General features: G+C 65.7%; 15 protein-coding genes. 10 read left to right on the plus strand and 5 right to left on the minus strand.

What is annotated here, in order from left to right; all coding sequences use genetic code 11:
• Nucleotides 1-181 precede the first annotated feature (181 nt).
• The 3 genes from FFS37_RS23895 (at nucleotide 182) to FFS37_RS23905 (ending at nucleotide 4,133) form a co-directional block, all read left to right on the plus strand.
• Nucleotides 182-2,293 (plus strand): hypothetical protein, encoded by a 2,112-nt coding sequence (locus tag FFS37_RS23895; protein ID WP_232375747.1) that lies wholly within the window; start codon nucleotides 182-184, stop codon nucleotides 2,291-2,293.
• Between the two features lie 174 nt (nucleotides 2,294-2,467).
• Nucleotides 2,468-3,106 carry a polysaccharide deacetylase family protein gene (locus FFS37_RS23900; RefSeq protein ID WP_171026385.1) on the plus strand — a complete coding sequence of 213 codons (639 nt, stop codon included), beginning with the start codon at nucleotides 2,468-2,470 and terminating at the stop codon, nucleotides 3,104-3,106.
• Between the two features lie 139 nt (nucleotides 3,107-3,245).
• The gene (locus tag FFS37_RS23905; RefSeq protein ID WP_137933430.1) at nucleotides 3,246-4,133 is read left to right on the plus strand and encodes a polysaccharide deacetylase family protein; all 888 of its coding nucleotides are present in this window, start codon (nucleotides 3,246-3,248) and stop codon (nucleotides 4,131-4,133) included.
• A gap of 15 nt (nucleotides 4,134-4,148) precedes the next feature.
• On the opposite strand, the gene FFS37_RS23910 is transcribed toward FFS37_RS23905, so the two are convergent.
• Nucleotides 4,149-4,337, minus strand: a complete 189-nt coding sequence (locus FFS37_RS23910) for a hypothetical protein (protein ID WP_137933431.1) — start codon at nucleotides 4,335-4,337, stop codon at nucleotides 4,149-4,151.
• 121 nt (nucleotides 4,338-4,458) lie between these two features.
• Nucleotides 4,459-4,911 carry a manganese-binding transcriptional regulator MntR gene (gene mntR / locus FFS37_RS23915; protein ID WP_137933432.1) on the minus strand — a complete coding sequence of 151 codons (453 nt, stop codon included), beginning with the start codon at nucleotides 4,909-4,911 and terminating at the stop codon, nucleotides 4,459-4,461.
• Between the two features lie 232 nt (nucleotides 4,912-5,143).
• Between mntR and FFS37_RS23920 the strand changes: the two genes are divergently transcribed.
• On the plus strand, nucleotides 5,144-6,508 hold the full coding sequence (locus FFS37_RS23920) for an Nramp family divalent metal transporter (protein ID WP_137933433.1): 1,365 nt from the start codon (nucleotides 5,144-5,146) through the stop codon (nucleotides 6,506-6,508).
• Between the two features lie 62 nt (nucleotides 6,509-6,570).
• Nucleotides 6,571-7,410: a protein-L-isoaspartate O-methyltransferase family protein gene (locus FFS37_RS23925; RefSeq protein WP_137933434.1), complete on the plus strand. Its 840-nt coding sequence runs from the start codon at nucleotides 6,571-6,573 to the stop codon at nucleotides 7,408-7,410.
• Between the two features lie 48 nt (nucleotides 7,411-7,458).
• Here FFS37_RS23925 and FFS37_RS23930 read toward each other — a convergent pair whose 3' ends face one another.
• Nucleotides 7,459-8,367, minus strand: a complete 909-nt coding sequence (locus FFS37_RS23930; RefSeq protein WP_171026386.1) for a LysR substrate-binding domain-containing protein — start codon at nucleotides 8,365-8,367, stop codon at nucleotides 7,459-7,461.
• A gap of 57 nt (nucleotides 8,368-8,424) precedes the next feature.
• Between FFS37_RS23930 and FFS37_RS23935 the strand changes: the two genes are divergently transcribed.
• Complete coding sequence (locus FFS37_RS23935; protein ID WP_137933435.1) at nucleotides 8,425-9,024, plus strand: LysE family translocator; 600 nt, start codon at nucleotides 8,425-8,427, stop codon at nucleotides 9,022-9,024.
• 222 nt (nucleotides 9,025-9,246) lie between these two features.
• Here the strand turns inward: FFS37_RS23935 and FFS37_RS23940 are convergent, their stop codons facing one another.
• On the minus strand, nucleotides 9,247-10,041 hold the full coding sequence (locus FFS37_RS23940; protein ID WP_137933436.1) for an SDR family NAD(P)-dependent oxidoreductase: 795 nt from the start codon (nucleotides 10,039-10,041) through the stop codon (nucleotides 9,247-9,249).
• A gap of 211 nt (nucleotides 10,042-10,252) precedes the next feature.
• On the opposite strand from FFS37_RS23940, the gene FFS37_RS23945 reads away from it, so the two are divergent.
• The gene (locus FFS37_RS23945) at nucleotides 10,253-10,708 is read left to right on the plus strand and encodes a MarR family winged helix-turn-helix transcriptional regulator (protein ID WP_137933437.1); all 456 of its coding nucleotides are present in this window, start codon (nucleotides 10,253-10,255) and stop codon (nucleotides 10,706-10,708) included.
• Between the two features lie 146 nt (nucleotides 10,709-10,854).
• Here the strand turns inward: FFS37_RS23945 and FFS37_RS23950 are convergent, their stop codons facing one another.
• Complete coding sequence (locus tag FFS37_RS23950) at nucleotides 10,855-12,033, minus strand: MFS transporter (RefSeq protein WP_137933438.1); 1,179 nt, start codon at nucleotides 12,031-12,033, stop codon at nucleotides 10,855-10,857.
• Between the two features lie 208 nt (nucleotides 12,034-12,241).
• Between FFS37_RS23950 and FFS37_RS23955 the strand changes: the two genes are divergently transcribed.
• From FFS37_RS23955 to FFS37_RS23965, 3 genes are all read left to right on the plus strand, one after another.
• Nucleotides 12,242-12,598: an ArsR/SmtB family transcription factor gene (locus FFS37_RS23955; protein WP_137933439.1), complete on the plus strand. Its 357-nt coding sequence runs from the start codon at nucleotides 12,242-12,244 to the stop codon at nucleotides 12,596-12,598.
• Nucleotides 12,599-12,836: 238 nt separating this feature from the next.
• Nucleotides 12,837-13,595: a metallophosphoesterase family protein gene (locus FFS37_RS23960; protein ID WP_137933440.1), complete on the plus strand. Its 759-nt coding sequence runs from the start codon at nucleotides 12,837-12,839 to the stop codon at nucleotides 13,593-13,595.
• Nucleotides 13,596-14,107: 512 nt separating this feature from the next.
• Nucleotides 14,108-14,546, plus strand: a 439-nt coding sequence (locus FFS37_RS23965; protein ID WP_232375748.1) for an SH3 domain-containing protein, incomplete at its 3' end; no start/stop codon positions are given.

Raw genomic sequence — 14,546 nt, forward strand, 5'->3', positions numbered from 1 at the left:
CGAACTTCCCCGTTGTGCCGGCCATTCGACCGGCTCAACCCAACAAACAATTATCCCAATGGTTGCGGCAAGTCACAGCATTTTTCGTTCCTGGCATGGTGCCAGCCTCGCCGCGCCACCGCTCTGGCCGATCATGCCGAAGGCCTGTAGCATTGCCAGCGATGGAGCATGCGAGGGGGCTTTGCGACTGATCGTGCAAATGATGCTGGCGCTCGCCATGGGTTGCCTGGGCTTGGGTTGCCTGGGCTTGGGCTGCCTGGGCCAGGGCGCCGCCGGGGCGGTGACGCTCGATTCCAGCGTCGCCGTCACCGATCCCGCCACCTTGCAGGCGCTGGAACGCGGCGGCCTGTCGATCAGTCGCCTGCTCGGCCCGGCGCTCGGCCTCACTCGCGACGTCGACAATCGCGGCCTGTTCTCGGTGCCGGCGCTGGCCACGGTGCGCGACATCGTCAAGCTCGAGATCGCCAGCGAGCCCGCGACCAGCCCCGACCCCTATGTCGCGGCCATGGTGAAGTCGAAGGACACCAGCCAGAAATTCAATCCGAAATACATCGACGACGACGGCTCGACGCTCGACCTGACCGGCGTCGTCAACCGCATGGACCGCGGCTATCTCGGCCACACCGAATGCGGCGAGATCCGGCTGATCTACCGTTTCCATTATTCGGTGGCGGAGAAGCCGGCCAAGGGCAAGCCAATCGGGGAGAAGACTGGGCAGCGCATCTCCTCGCGCCTGCCGCTGACCATGAGCCTCGTCTTCAACGCCAGGCCGGGGAAGGCGCAGGCCCGTGCCTCGAAGGATCTGCCCAGCGCGACCGATGCGTCCTGCGCCGACGTCGCCCAGCGGTGGCTCGCTGCCGGGCGCAAGGACCTGCCGCCTGACCAGCTTGCCGCCTGGCTGCGCTCCGACGAAGGCCCTCTGTCGGGCGCCATGCTGAATTCCTCGCAGATCATGCGGCTGGAACTCAACATGCAGGTGCTGCGCCTGTCGGCCTCGACGCGGCGCGATTTCGGCGGCCACGCCGAATATCTGCTCAAGATCTTCAAATGGGATCCGGCCACCGCCAGCTTCCATGAATCCAGGATGGAGAACCAGATCGACCGGGCGACGGTGCTGGCCGACAAGCCTGCCTTCGCCAGATGGCTGCTGACCGACCGCAACATCTATGATCTCGACCACGGCAGGCTGGTGGTCGACGAGAAATTCCTGGCCAAGAGCGCCGTCTCGGTCGCGCCTGGCGGCCTTGCCCGGTCGCAGAACAACATCGTCTATGGGCTGCTCGACGACGCCGACATCGACAAGGCGCTGAAGGACTATGTGGCCAAAGGCAACACGCTTTCCACCATCAAGTCGACGGCCGGCTTCAACCTGCGGCTCAACGAGATGAGTTGTACCGGCTGCCACCAGACGCACGGCATTGCCGGGTTCCACTACACCGGTGCCGACCCGGCGAGCGAGCCGCGCCGCAACGCGGTCTTCGTACCGGGCTCGGCCGTCTTCTTCGCCGACCTGCCGCGCCGGCGCGCCATCGTCGAGGAATTCGCCGACGGCGGTCATCCCGATTTCACCAGGGGCTTCGCCGCCCGCCCGGACAGCAAATACGCCGAGGCCCTGAAGGGCACCGACCTCTATAATGGCTGGGGCTCGATCTGCTATCGCGGCGAGGACCCGAGTTTCAAGGATTGGACCTGCGGCGCCGGGTTGCGCTGCGCCGGCGTCCACGAAAGTGCCATCCATCCAGGCTTCGGCACCTGCGTCAGCGAAAAGGGCACGGCGGTCGGCGATCCCGTCGAGTTCGGCGAGATCAGGATGTCGACATGGGGCAACGACCAGTATTGCCGCCTGTCGCCGGCCACCGCCAAGGCTTGCGCCATCGACCCCGCGCGCGACAAGAAGCCGGTGGTGAAGCTTGCCGGCTATGGCGCCGCGCGTCAGCGCTACGACAATCCCGAGCAGAAGACCGGCGGTTTTCCCGGCGGCATGTTGCGCAAGGCGACCTGCGAAGGGCTGCCCGAGGAGGCAAGCTGCGGCCGGCTCGCCAAGACCGGCTTCAACGACTGCATCGCCTCGGGCAAGGACCACAAATTCTGCACCAAGGAATTCACCAAGACGGCCGGCCTGCGCGCCTGCGACAAGGCCCACCCCTGCCGGGAGGACTATATCTGCACCGCCGGCTACGACGACCTGCCTGAAGCAAAGCCCGGCGAAGGCACCTGCATCCCGCCCTATTTCATCTTCCAGTTCCGCGTCGACGGCCATCCCAGAAGCTGGGTGCAGGACGTGAGGGAATGAGACTTGACTTGCTACCGGCAAATCCACGGGCTCGCGGTAGACGCACCGCACCGAGCCCCGTAAGTATATTGTGGGGTAATCGGTGGGATTTGCATGTTTTCTTTTACGTCTGGGTGGTGGACGTTGCTTCGGGCTGCGCGGCCGGCCCGTAGTTTTTCTGGCCGCACGATTGCGGTGGGAGCCATTGCCGACATCAAGCTGAAACGTCGCGAGTTGGTTCTGACCTTCGACGACGGCCCGATGCCACAGCTCACCGAAGACATCCTGAAGGCTCTGGACGACGCCGGCGTCAAGGCGACATTCATGATGATTGGCGCTCAAGCCAGCGCGCATCCTGCCCTTGTGCGGGCGGTTGCCGAAAAGGGCCACACGATCGGCAGCCACACCCAGCACCATGTCAACCTCAGGGCAGTCGACCCGATATCCGCCAAGGCGGAAATCGACAAAGGCAGGGACAGTGTGGCAACGTCGCTCGAGCCGACGCGCTACCGCGCCGCGCCGCTTTTTCGCTTTCCCTACCTTGCCGACACCGCTTTGCTGCGGGCGCAGCTGGCCAAGGGCGACATTGTCGTGCTCGATGTCGATATCAGCATCGGCGACGAGAACGACCTGTCGCCGCATCAACTCTACCGTCAGGCCATGAGACGGATCCTTCGGCGCGGTTCCGGCGTAGTCCTGATGCACGACATCCATGCCCGCACGGTCGCCATGCTGCCGAAGCTGCTTGCCGACCTCAGAGCCCGGGGCTTCACCATTGCGCACCTCGTGCCTGCCGCCGCATTGCTCGCACCCATGTCGGCGATGTCCTCCTGAAATCACCCAACTGCATCTGTGTCGTGCCATTGGATCCCAGAGTTGGGCGCGCACGACCCGTGCAAGAGGGACTCCCGGTAAACCTTCATTAACCATGTCAGGAATAAAAGCGTAGGCGATTCAAGGGGATCTCTGTGCCATGGCTTTTGTGTCCGGGCGCCGTCTGGCGCAGCTGTTGGGTATTGTCGCGTTGGGCGCACTGGCCACGGGTTGCACGACGACGAAACCGGCGACCGATGCCAAGGGCGCCAAGCTTTCCTACGCGGCGGAACCCGGGGAAAGCGGCACAAGCAGCTTCTTCTCCTCGCATAATTTCAGCGGCCTCGCCGGCCGCAGCGTCACCGTCAACAGCATTGCCGATCTCAAGCTCGGCTACCATGAGGTGGTGCTGACCTTCGACGACGGCCCGATGCCCGGCCGCACCGAAAACGTCCTGAAGGTGCTCGACAATGCCGGCGTCAAGGCGACGTTCATGATGGTCGGCCAGATGGCCCGCTCCTATCCCGCCATCGTGCGCGAAGTCGCGGCGCGTGGCCACACGATCGGCACCCACACCCAGAGCCACGCCAACCTTGCGCATCTGAGCGCGGCTGCGGCCGAGGCGCAGATCGACGGCGGCATCAAGAGCGTCTCTGCCGCGCTGGTGCCGTCCATGCACGGCGTGGCGCCCTTCTTCCGCTTCCCTTACCTCGCCTCGACGGCCGCCCTTCGCCGACAACTCGCCGCGCGCGGCATCGTCGTCATCGATGCCGACATCGATTCCAAGGACTACTTCCAGTCGACGCCGGACCAGGTGCGCAAGCGCACCATGGCCCGGATCGCGCAGCGCGGCTCCGGCATCATCCTGATGCACGACATTCACCCGCGCACGGCCCAGATGCTGCCCGCCCTGCTGGCCGATCTGAAAGCCAAGGGCTACAAGGTGGTAAGGCTGGTGCCAGGGCACGGCAGCCGCGAGCTTGTGTCGTCGCTGACCACCAGCACCGTCACCACGTCCACGCAGACGGCATTTGGCTACGGCCGCTAGAGTAGATCAAGGCGCTCAGTCCTTTTGCTTAGCGCCGGCGCTCTTGCCGTCGGAGCTTTTCGACCGTTCCTCGAAACGCGCCGCTCCCTTCTTCAGCGGGTGACCGGTCTCTGCCTCGGTCTTGCGCTCGTCCCGCTCAGCGGCCTGCTTCAGCCCTTTGGCTGCCTGCTTTCCCTTCGCGGTCGGTGCCTGTTCGACGCCCATTGCATCCTCCCTTGGCGCGACAATCGCGCGGTCAGGAGCAACGTGCGTGACGTCTGGCGGTTCCGATGTCCTCGCCGAGGCCGTCTTCGGGCCCCAGCGCCCAGTTATCAGCGCCCAATCATCAGCGCCCCGTCATCGCCCGGCGGAAAGCCTCCAGCGTCTCGGCGCTGACATGGTGCTCGATGCCCTCGGCGTCGATGCTTGCCGTTTCGGCGCTGACGCCGAGCGAGATCAGGAATGCCTCCACCGTCTGGTGGCGGATTCGGCTTTCCTCGGCCACCTTGCGGCCGGCTTCGGTGAGGAACACGCCGCGATAGGGCTTTCTGGAAACCAGCCCGTCCGCGCACAGCCTGGTCAGCATCTTGGCAACCGTCGGCTGGGCAACGCCGAGGCGGGCGGCGATATCGACCTGGCGCGCCTCGTTGCCATCCTCGATCAGGTCCGCGATCAGCTCGACATAGTCCTCGACCAGGGCGCTGCGGCGCGCTTCGCGCGTCTGCCGGAACCCTTCCGAATGGACATCGGCGTCAGGCAGCGGCTTTTCGCGCGGGACCGGTCTGTTCTTCAGCGCCAATGCGCGCTCCTCCTTTGGGAGTTGGCCGTGCCTGCTTTCATAGCACAGGCTCTGATTCTTAAGGCCGTTTATTTGCATTCCGCGGCAGGCGCAACCGGCGTTTCCGATCAGCCCTTTCGCGCGCTGCCGGAGCAGTCGGCAAAAAGCACAGACAATGAAATATAGCCTATTGCATAATGTTGAGCCGTGGCATAGGCTACGACCATCCTCCCGAAGTCCAGAAAGCCGTTCCATGTCAGAAGCAGAAGCCACAGCCACCCGATCCGCATGGCGGTTCGCCGGACGGGAGGAGGAGGACCAGCCCAGCCTGCGCGAGGTCAATGCCTCCATCGCGGTGCCGACTTCAGGCGCCTGGTTCCGCCGCCTCTTCGCCTTCATGGGTCCCGGCTACATGGTTTCGGTCGGCTATATGGACCCGGGCAACTGGGCGACCGACCTCGCCGGTGGCGCGCAGTTCGGCTACACGCTGCTGTTCATCATCATGCTGTCCAACCTGATGGCGATCCTGCTGCAGGCGCTGTCGGCGCGGCTCGGCATCGCGACAGGCCGCGATCTCGCCCAGGCCTGCCGCGCCTATTATCCACGCCCGGTCAACTTCGTGCTGTGGATCGCCTGCGAGCTGGCCATCATCGCCTGCGACCTCGCCGAGGTCATCGGCACGGCGATCGCGCTGCAGCTTCTGTTCGGCATTCCGCTGGTCGGGGGCGCGATGCTCACCGCGCTCGACGCCTTCCTCGTCCTGCTCTTGATGAACAAGGGGTTCCGCTATCTCGAAGCCTTCGTCATCGCGCTCCTGATCATCATCTTCGGCTGCTTCGCCATCCAGATCTTCGTCGCCGCGCCGCCGGCCGGCACGATCCTGCATTCGATGTTCGTGCCCTCCTCCGAGATCGTCACCAATCCGGCGATGCTCTACATCGCCATCGGCATCATCGGCGCCACCGTCATGCCGCACAATCTCTATCTGCATTCCTCGATCGTGCAGACCCGCGCCTATGAGCGCACCGAGAAAGGCAAGCGCGACGCCATCAAATGGGCGACGGCGGACTCCACCATCGCCCTCATGCTGGCGCTGTTCGTCAACGCCGCCATCCTGATCGTCGCGGCGGTCGCCTTCCACGAAACCGGCCACCAGGACGTCGCCGAGATCGAGGACGCCTTCAAGCTGCTGTCGCCGCTGCTCGGCCTTAGCATCGCCTCCATCCTGTTCGCCGTGGCGCTGCTCGCCTCCGGCCTCAATTCGACGGTGACGGCGACGCTCGCCGGCCAGATCATCATGGAAGGCTTCCTGCGCCTGCGCATCCCGAACTGGGCGCGTCGCCTGCTGACGCGCGGCCTCGCCATCATCCCGGTCGTGGTCGTCACCGCGCTCTATGGTGAAAAGGGCACCGGACAGTTGCTGATCTTCAGCCAGGTGGTGTTGTCGATGCAACTGCCCTTCGCGGTCATCCCGCTGGTGCAGTTCGTCTCCAGCAAGGAGAAGATGGGCAGCTTCGCCATCCCGCGCACCGTGGCGGTGCTTGCCTGGGTGGTCGCCGCGGTCATCCTCGTGCTCAATTTCAAGCTGCTCTACGACACCATGTTCGGGGTCGGCTAGGGTGATTTGGAAAGCGTCCAGAGCCGGGTGACAGGCCGGCAATCCGCGCTATCTTCCCTGTGATGAGCGCGCTCGAGGACGCCAGGAGATTCTATGCCAGGCTGATGGCGGCCAATGCCGCCTCGGCCGATCCGCGCCTGGAGGAAATCTTCGCCGGAGTCCCGCGCGAAGCCTTCCTCGGGCCGGGGCCGTGGACGGTCATCGCCGGCACCAGCAAGATCACGACGCCGGGCGCGGACCCGATCCACCTCTATCAGAACGTGCTGGTGGCGCTCGATGCCGACAAGGGCATCAACAATGGCGAGCCTTTCCTGCACGCCATGTGGATCGGCAAACTCGCGCCGAGGCCCGGCGAGATCGTCTCGCATATCGGTGCCGGCACCGGCTACTACACCGCCCTGCTGGCCAGACTGGTTGCGCCGGGTGGCGCCGTCACCGCCTTTGAAATCGAGGCTGATCTTGCTGCGCGGGCCAGGACGAATCTGAAGGCCTACGACAACGTCCGCGTCGTCCACGCCGACGCGGTCACATCAGGCCTGCCGCTGTCCGACATCATCTATGTCAATGCCGGCGTCGCCGCCCCTCCGGCCCAATGGCTCAAGGCGCTGCGCCCCGGTGGCCGCATGGTCTTCCCCTGGCGTCCGGCCGAACAGGTCCCGCTGGCGCTGCTGGTGACACGCACCACAACAGGCTTTGCCTGCGACCCCTTCATGCGCTCCTGGTTCATCCCTTGCGTCGGCGCGTCCGCGATCCCCGACGCGGCGAAGATCCCGACACGCCAGGAAGCCTCGCGCAGCCGTTCCATCTGGCTGCTGGAGGACCGGCCGCCCGACCGCACCGCCACCGCTGTCCTGGGCGATGTCTGGTTCTCGTCGAAGCCCATCGCCGGCTCGGGCAATTGACGCATCGCGGGTCCTGCTCCGACAGCTGCGGGTTCTTCTGGGTGACCTTCAGGCCGCCTGCGCCCTTCGCGCCAGCCCATCCCTTATGTGCCGTGCGAATTCCCGCGCCGCGGGGCTGACGCCATGCCTGGGCAGATGCAGGTTGATCGAAAAATTCGGCAGCGGCGGCAGTCCCGCGTCGAACGGCAAAATGTCGAGATCCGCAGGCACGGTCGACGCCAGCCAGGTGGTGACGGCCAGGTCCGAGCGCACCGTCGCCGTCGTCGCGTCGATGTTGCCGTTTTCGAACACGGTGCGCCATTCCACCCCATGTTCGTCGAGCGCCGACAGCACCGCCGGCCGGAAGGCGCAGGTGTCGGCGACGATCGACACCGGCAGTGGCCGTTTGGCGCGGGCGACGCCGCCCCTGGCGCCGACCCAGACCAGCCGGTCGACAGCCAGGCATTCGCCTGTTGTCGGACCGACCCGCTCCTCGATGACGGCAAGATCGATGGTCCCCGCCGCAAGTGCTGCGGCCAGTTCCGGCGACGAGGCGCAGACCAGCGATATCTCGACCTGCGGATAGGTCTCTGCATAGGCCTTCAGCACCGGCGCCAGCAAGGTGCCGACAAGATCATAGGGCACGCCGAGCCGCACCTGGCCGTCGACGGTGCTGCCCGAAATGTCGGCCCAGATTTCGTCATTGAGGGTGAGCAGGCGCCTGGCCTTGTCGAGCAGGCGCTCACCCGAACGGGTCAGCCGTAAGCCGCGCCGGTCACGCTCGAACAGGCTGCGGCCGAGCGTCTCCTCCAGCCGCTTGACCTGCTGGCTGACGGCGCCCTGCGTGAGATGCAGCGCATTGGCCGCCGCCGTCATGCTGGCCCTGTCGGCGACGGTGACGAAGGTGCGCACCAGGGCGGTATCGAGATTGCGGATCATCTCAGCATTATAGATGCTAATGTCTGGCATCGCAAACATTGCATTTACTGATACAAGGCAAGGCCTACCATGGACCCTTCATATCAAGGACATCCCATGCTCCAGCCCATCCTGCCGCTGATCCTGTTTGCCTTCGTGGCCACCGCCACGCCCGGCATCGCCACCACTCTGTCGACCGCCTCGGGCGCGCAGTTCGGCTTTCGCCGCTCCGTGCCGCTGATGGCCGGAAGTGCGGCCGGCCTCGCCACGGTCACGGGCGCCGCCGCCGCCGGGCTTGCCGGCCTGCTGCTTGCCATGCCCTCGCTGCAACTTGCCATGAAGGTCGCCGGCTCGGCCTATCTCCTTTGGCTGGCCATCAGGATCGGCCGCGCCGGACCGCCCAATCTCGATGTCACCATGGCCAGGCCCAACAGCTTCTTCGGCGGCGCCGGCATCCAGTGGATGAACCCCAAGGGCTGGGCGATGGGCCTGGGCGCCGCGGCATCCTTCGCAGCCCTCGCCGACGGCCCGGGACAGCTGGCGCTGCTGCTCGGCTCGACCTTCGGCCTCACCGCCGCCATCTCTTTGTCCGTCTGGTGTATCGCCGGCATGGTGCTGGCGCGTCTGCTCAAGACGGAATGGCAATGGCGCGTCCTCAACGTCGTGCTGGCCCTGGTGCTGGCCGCGTCCATCATCCCGATGTGGCGAACGGCTTAGCCTGCAAGGTTAGCGCCAGCACCTCCACGTGGACGCCAGCACCCCCACCCGGACCTTCGGTCCGACCTCCCCACAAGGGGGAGGTAGGGAGACCGGCTTTTCGAACCTCCACGAGACCAAAGTTCGCATGGGCGTACAAGGCGCCTCCTTACCCTCCCCCCTGTGGGGAGGGTCGCTGCGAAGCAGCGGGGTGGGGGTACTGGTTCGCAAAGCGAACCAGCCTCAAACCCCATACCGTGCCGCCGGCTTGTCGGCGTGCAGGCTGCCGTAGAAGGCTTGCCGGGCGCCGAGGAAGACATCGAGTTTTGCCGGATCCACGAGTGCCGGCACGGTGACGGCTTCACCCCTGGCCAGACCGACAAGGGCCGCATCGACCATGTCGTTGGCGCTCATGACGATCTCCTTCGGAAGCTGGTCAATATCGCTGCCGGCAAGTTCCCAGAAATCGGTCCGCGTCGCGCCCGGCAGCACCGCCTGCGCCTGCACATTGGTGCCGGCGACCTCGCGTTGCAGCGCTTCGGTGAAGTTGACGACATAGGCCTTGGTGCCGCTGTAGATGCCGCCGAAGCCGGTTTCATAGGCGAGCACCGAGGCGATGTTGACGATGGCGCCCTGGTTGCGCGCCAAAAACCCCGGAAGCACGGCACGGGTCAGGCGGGTCAGCGCGATGACATTGACCTTGATCATGCGCTCGGCGGCGTCGGCGTCGGCCGTCGCCACCACCTGCTGGCCGCCGAGGCCGGCATTGTTGACCAGCAGCGTCACGCTCACGTCGGCTGCTATCACCCGCTCGACGCGGCGCACGTCGTCGTCATCGGAAAGATCGGCTGCGATGAAGCTGACCTTGCGGTCATAGGCATAGCGCAACTTCTCGGCCAGTTCCTCGAGCCGGTCGGCGCGCCGCGCCACCAGCAACAGGTCATAGCCCTGCCCTGCCAGCCGGTCGGCATAGACGGCGCCAATGCCCGACGACGCACCGGTGACGACTGCGGTGCCCTTGTTTGTCTGTCCACTCATTGTCCTGTTCCTTCTGTCTGAATTGCTTGCTGACCCGGCCGGCGGCATCGTGGGCTTGCGCCAAGCATGCCGGCTTGCCGCCTGATTTCAATTAGTGGCATATACCACTTTTAATGAAGTAGGCATATGCCACTATCTTGTCAATGAGCGTTCCGGGGATTATTTGAAGGGCAGCAGCCGGACATCATGCCTGCGCCGCGAGGGATCAACCATGTCGAAAGAGGCCCTGCCTGGACTGTCGCTTTGCAACAACGCGATGCTGCGTCGCGCGACGCGCAAGATCGGCCAATACTATGACGACGTGCTGGCCCCCTCGGGCCTGAAGGCCACGCAGCAGGGCCTGCTCTATCAGATCAGCATCGGCAACGAGCCGGCGATGGGGGCCATTGCTGCGGCCCTGATCATGGACCTGTCGGCGCTTGGCCACACGCTGAAACCGCTGATCCGGGACAGCTATGTCGAGACCTTCGCGGACCCGGCTGATCGCCGTATCAAGCGCGTGCGTCTGACGCCACAAGGGCAGGTCAAGCTCGATGAGGTGATGAAGCTCTGGCGCGTTGCCCAGCAACACTTCGAGGAGGTGGTGGGCAAGGATCGGGCGCAAAGCCTGCGCGCGGCGCTGGAAGACGTTTCCGCGCTGGATTTCGATCTGCCGCCGGCTGCCTAGAGCAATTCCAGGAAAAGTGTCAGCGGTTTTCCCGGGAAAAGCGCAAAGCGCTTTCCCTTGGGAATTGCGTCAAAACGAGTCAGAGCGGTTCGCCGTTTCCATGAAACGGTGAACCGCTCTGAAGCAGCCGACTGCACTTGATGACACTATTCCGCCGGCATCGCCACTGGCCGCGCCAGCATCCGCCCGGCCAGCACGATGCCCAGTCCGATGACCGGGAAGGCCGCGGCGATCAGGCCGAGATCGGCCGGCGCGCCGTAGCGCAGCACCTCGCCGCCGACGACGGCGCCCAGCGCCACGCCCAGATAGAGCGCCGAACCGTTGAGCGACAGCACGATCGGCGCGGCGTCGGGCGCCAGCTTGATGATGCGGCTGGCCTGCGCCGGCGGGAACGCCCAGCCGACAATGCCCCACGGCACCATCATCGCCATCAATGCCGGCCCGGCTATATGCTGCGGCAGGAAGGTCGGCACCACCGACAACATCACCAGCATGGCGGCGCTGAGCGCCAGCGACCAGCCGACGGTGCGGGTGGCGCCGAAACGGTCCGCCGCCTGGCCGCCGGCGATGTTGCCGATGACGGCGCCGACGCCGAAGGCGAGCAGCATGCCGGGCAGCGCGATCTGGCCGAGCCCCGCGCCTTCGATGGCGAGCGGCGCGACATAGGCAAACACGGTGAAGGCGCCGGTCAGCGCCAGCAGCGTGGTCAGCAGGATCGGCATCACGCCCGGCCGCATGGCCGCCGCCAGCCGGCGCCGGAGCGGCAGCCGGGTGCCGACGATGCCGCGCGGCAACCGGTGCCACAGGATCGCGCCGGCGAGCGCGCCAAGCCCGGCTATGGCGTAGAAGGTGCCGCGCCAGCCGGCGAAGGCCGCCACCAGCGCGCCCAGCGGCGCGCCGACCGCGACAGCCACGGTGGTGCCGCCGACGACGACCGCGATGGCGCGCGCCCGGTGGTGGTCATCGACAAGCGCCACTGCCGTGCCCTGCGCGGTCGCCGCGAACAGGCCCGAGGACAGCGCCATGATGATGCGGGCGGCAAGCAGCACCTCGAAGGATGAACTGAGCGCGGCCACGACATTGCCGACGACGAAGAACACCAGCGTCCACAGGATGACGCGGCGCCGGTCCCACTCCCCGGTCAGTGTCGCCAGGATTGGCGTGCCCAGCGCATAGGCGATCGCGAAGGCGGTGATCAGCGAGCCCGCGAGCGGAATGGAGATACCAGCATCCCTGGCGATGTCAGGCAGGAGGCTGGAGATGACGAAGCCTTCGGTCGAGATCGCGAACGATCCGAGCGCAAGCCAGTAGATCCGCTTGTCCATGGGGAATGTCCTTAGTTCAAAAGTTATTGAACAATTGGACATAACAGGGCATGATGTCAATGAAGCCAGGCGAAAATAGCTGACCCATGCTGACAGCCCTATGTCAGCACGAACGGTCGCGGCGGCTCGCGAAGGGGAGACGGAGCGTGCATCGGCAGGCGAGACCGGATGCGTTGAAATCGGCCGGAACTGTGCTTAGGTTCGTGCCATGACGTTACCGCACCCCAATACGGACCAGATCAGCCTGCCCATCGTGCTCGGCGTGCTCGGCGACCCGACGCGGCTCGCCATCGTGCGCTATCTCGCCAGCAAGGAAGGCGTGCCGCTGAACTGCAGCCAGTTCCTCGATCTCGGCTCCAAGACCAACCTCAGCTACCACCTCGCCAAGCTGCGCGAGGCCGGCGTCACCCGCGCCGAAGTGGTCGGCACCAACCGCATGATCACGCTGCGCCGCGCCGACCTCGACGCCCGCTTCCCCGGCCTGCTCGACAGCGTCATCGCGGCGTCGGCGGATGATCCCGCTTTGCCGGCGGTCGGCGGGCATGATCTGGAAGTGACGGCCTGACCTGACAGGACTTGGGTTCCTCGCCCCCGCAAAGCGGGGGAGAGGTGGCCGCGAAGCGGTCGGAGAGGGGGCTTCGTAAGGCGCGGACACCGTCCACCTGGTCACCGTCTCCGCAGCCCCCTCTCCGTCTCGGCTTCGCCGAGCCACCTCTCCCCCATTTCCATGGGGGCGAGGAACCCAAGTCCTGCCAAGGTCGCTCTTCCGACCAGTCGCTCGCCAATCCACGGAGCCCCTAAAAATGCGCATCGCCGTCCTCGCCGACATCCACGGCAACGTCCTGGCGCTGGATGCCGTGCTCGAAGACCTGGCGTGGCGTGGTGGCGCCGATCTCACCGTCAATCTCGGCGACAGCGTTTCCGGGCCGTTGTGGCCGCGCGAGACGTTCGAGCGGCTGGAGGCGCTGAACCTGCCGACGGTGCGCGGCAACCATGATCGCCGCGTCGCGGTGGACCGCGCCGACGAGACCATGTGGGCGTCCGACGTCTACGCGCAGGAGCGGTTGACAAAAGCGCAGCGCGCGGTGCTTTTCGCCCAGCCGCTCACCCTGGAGATCGCGCCCGGCATCGTCGCCTTCCACGCCCGGCCCGATCATGACGAGAAGTACCTGCTCGACGCGGTCGCCGACGGCCGTCTGGTGCGCGCGCCGCTGGGCGCGATCCGCCGCCGGCTGGGCGGGCTGGACGCAGAATCTCGCATCGTGCTGTGCGGCCACAGCCATCGCCCCGAATTGGTCCGCCTTCCCGATGGTCCCGTCATCTTCAACCCGGGCAGCATCGGCTGTCCCGCCTATGACGACGACACGCCGCCGGCGCATGTCTCCGAACAGGGCTCTGCGCATGCCCGCTACGGCATCGTCACATTAGGCGATGGCGGCCAGCCCGACCGCTTCGAGATGATCGCGGTCGACTACGACCACGAGGCGGCGGCCCGCCAGGCCGAACAGGCGGGACGTCCGGAATGGGCCCACGCGCTGAGGACGGGGTTCATGTCGGACTGAGCAAAGCGAGATGTGACTGGCGTGACAGATCGGCGCGGGGCGTGATTGCGATGTGGTTCCCCCAATCCGTCGCTGCTTCGCAGCGCCACCTTTCCCCCTCCGGAGGGAAAGGAAGGGAGCTTTTCTGGACAAGCGTTGAGCGCAAAAAAAGCCTGGCGCCTTTCCTCTCCCCCGTCGATCGGGGGAGAGGTGGCTCGCCGAAGCCGAGACGGAGTGGGGGTCGACCAGCGCAACGTGAGACAACGAATGCGCCGAGCCGCCATGCACGCTGTCGCCAAGGACCAGATGCTTGGAGATGCGGCATACCTTAGTCACTTTCTTGGGCGAGAGGTGGCCGCGCAACGCTCGCAGAGGTGTAGGCGCTGCCATAAGCGATGGCCCCGAGACGCGGGCGATCATCTCGCTTCTGGACATGGCGCGGCAGCCCAGCTTATAAACCGGCTTCGCGTGCGGCAGCGTTTTTGGGTCTGGCGGTGCCATTGGTAATGCAATTGATCGCCCACGGCCGAGTGATGAGGCGCCGAGTTACGCTCAGGACAACGCTTTGCGCGCTGATTGCCGTGCCGTTCATTCTGGCGGCCCGGCCGGTCGTCTTGCCGGTCCATGCCGAGGACACCCCCTTCATCTCCATCGTCACCGGGCTTGCTCCCGACGATCTGCTCAATGTCCGCGCCAAGCCCTCGCCGATCGGCAAGACCGAGGCGCGCCTGGCCGCCGGCGCCAGCGTCAGGAATCTCGGCTGCGGCGATGTCGACGGGCACTCCTGGTGCAAGGTCGAATCGGACAATCCCAAGGCCAGCGGCTGGACGCCTGCCCGCTACCTCAATCCGGTCAACCCGGCCGTGATATCCAGCACCGACCAGCCGGCGGAAGCGCCCGCTGCCGTCGCGGATGCCGGCCCCAAAACGGATCCCGGCCCCAAGCCGGACGCCGCGCCCCCCGCCGATGGCC

The organism is Mesorhizobium comanense, from assembly GCF_005503535.1.
Classification (GTDB): domain Bacteria; phylum Pseudomonadota; class Alphaproteobacteria; order Rhizobiales; family Rhizobiaceae; genus Mesorhizobium; species Mesorhizobium comanense.

Bases quoted from the DNA above. Each gene is read 5' to 3' on its own strand.
- FFS37_RS23935 (WP_137933435.1), top strand. From the start codon at position 8,425: ATGCTCCAGCCCATCCTGCCGCTGATCCTGTTTGCCTTCGTGGCCACC.
- FFS37_RS23905 (WP_137933430.1), top strand. From the start codon at position 3,246: ATGGCTTTTGTGTCCGGGCGCCGTCTGGCGCAGCTGTTGGGTATTGTC.
- FFS37_RS23945 (WP_137933437.1), top strand. From the start codon at position 10,253: ATGTCGAAAGAGGCCCTGCCTGGACTGTCGCTTTGCAACAACGCGATG.
- FFS37_RS23950 (WP_137933438.1), bottom strand. From the start codon at position 12,033: ATGGACAAGCGGATCTACTGGCTTGCGCTCGGATCGTTCGCGATCTCG.
- FFS37_RS23930 (WP_171026386.1), bottom strand. From the start codon at position 8,367: ATGTTTGCGATGCCAGACATTAGCATCTATAATGCTGAGATGATCCGC.
- FFS37_RS23920 (WP_137933433.1), top strand. From the start codon at position 5,144: ATGTCAGAAGCAGAAGCCACAGCCACCCGATCCGCATGGCGGTTCGCC.
- FFS37_RS23940 (WP_137933436.1), bottom strand. From the start codon at position 10,041: ATGAGTGGACAGACAAACAAGGGCACCGCAGTCGTCACCGGTGCGTCG.
- FFS37_RS23955 (WP_137933439.1), top strand. From the start codon at position 12,242: ATGACGTTACCGCACCCCAATACGGACCAGATCAGCCTGCCCATCGTG.
- FFS37_RS23960 (WP_137933440.1), top strand. From the start codon at position 12,837: ATGCGCATCGCCGTCCTCGCCGACATCCACGGCAACGTCCTGGCGCTG.
- FFS37_RS23910 (WP_137933431.1), bottom strand. From the start codon at position 4,337: ATGGGCGTCGAACAGGCACCGACCGCGAAGGGAAAGCAGGCAGCCAAA.
- FFS37_RS23925 (WP_137933434.1), top strand. From the start codon at position 6,571: ATGAGCGCGCTCGAGGACGCCAGGAGATTCTATGCCAGGCTGATGGCG.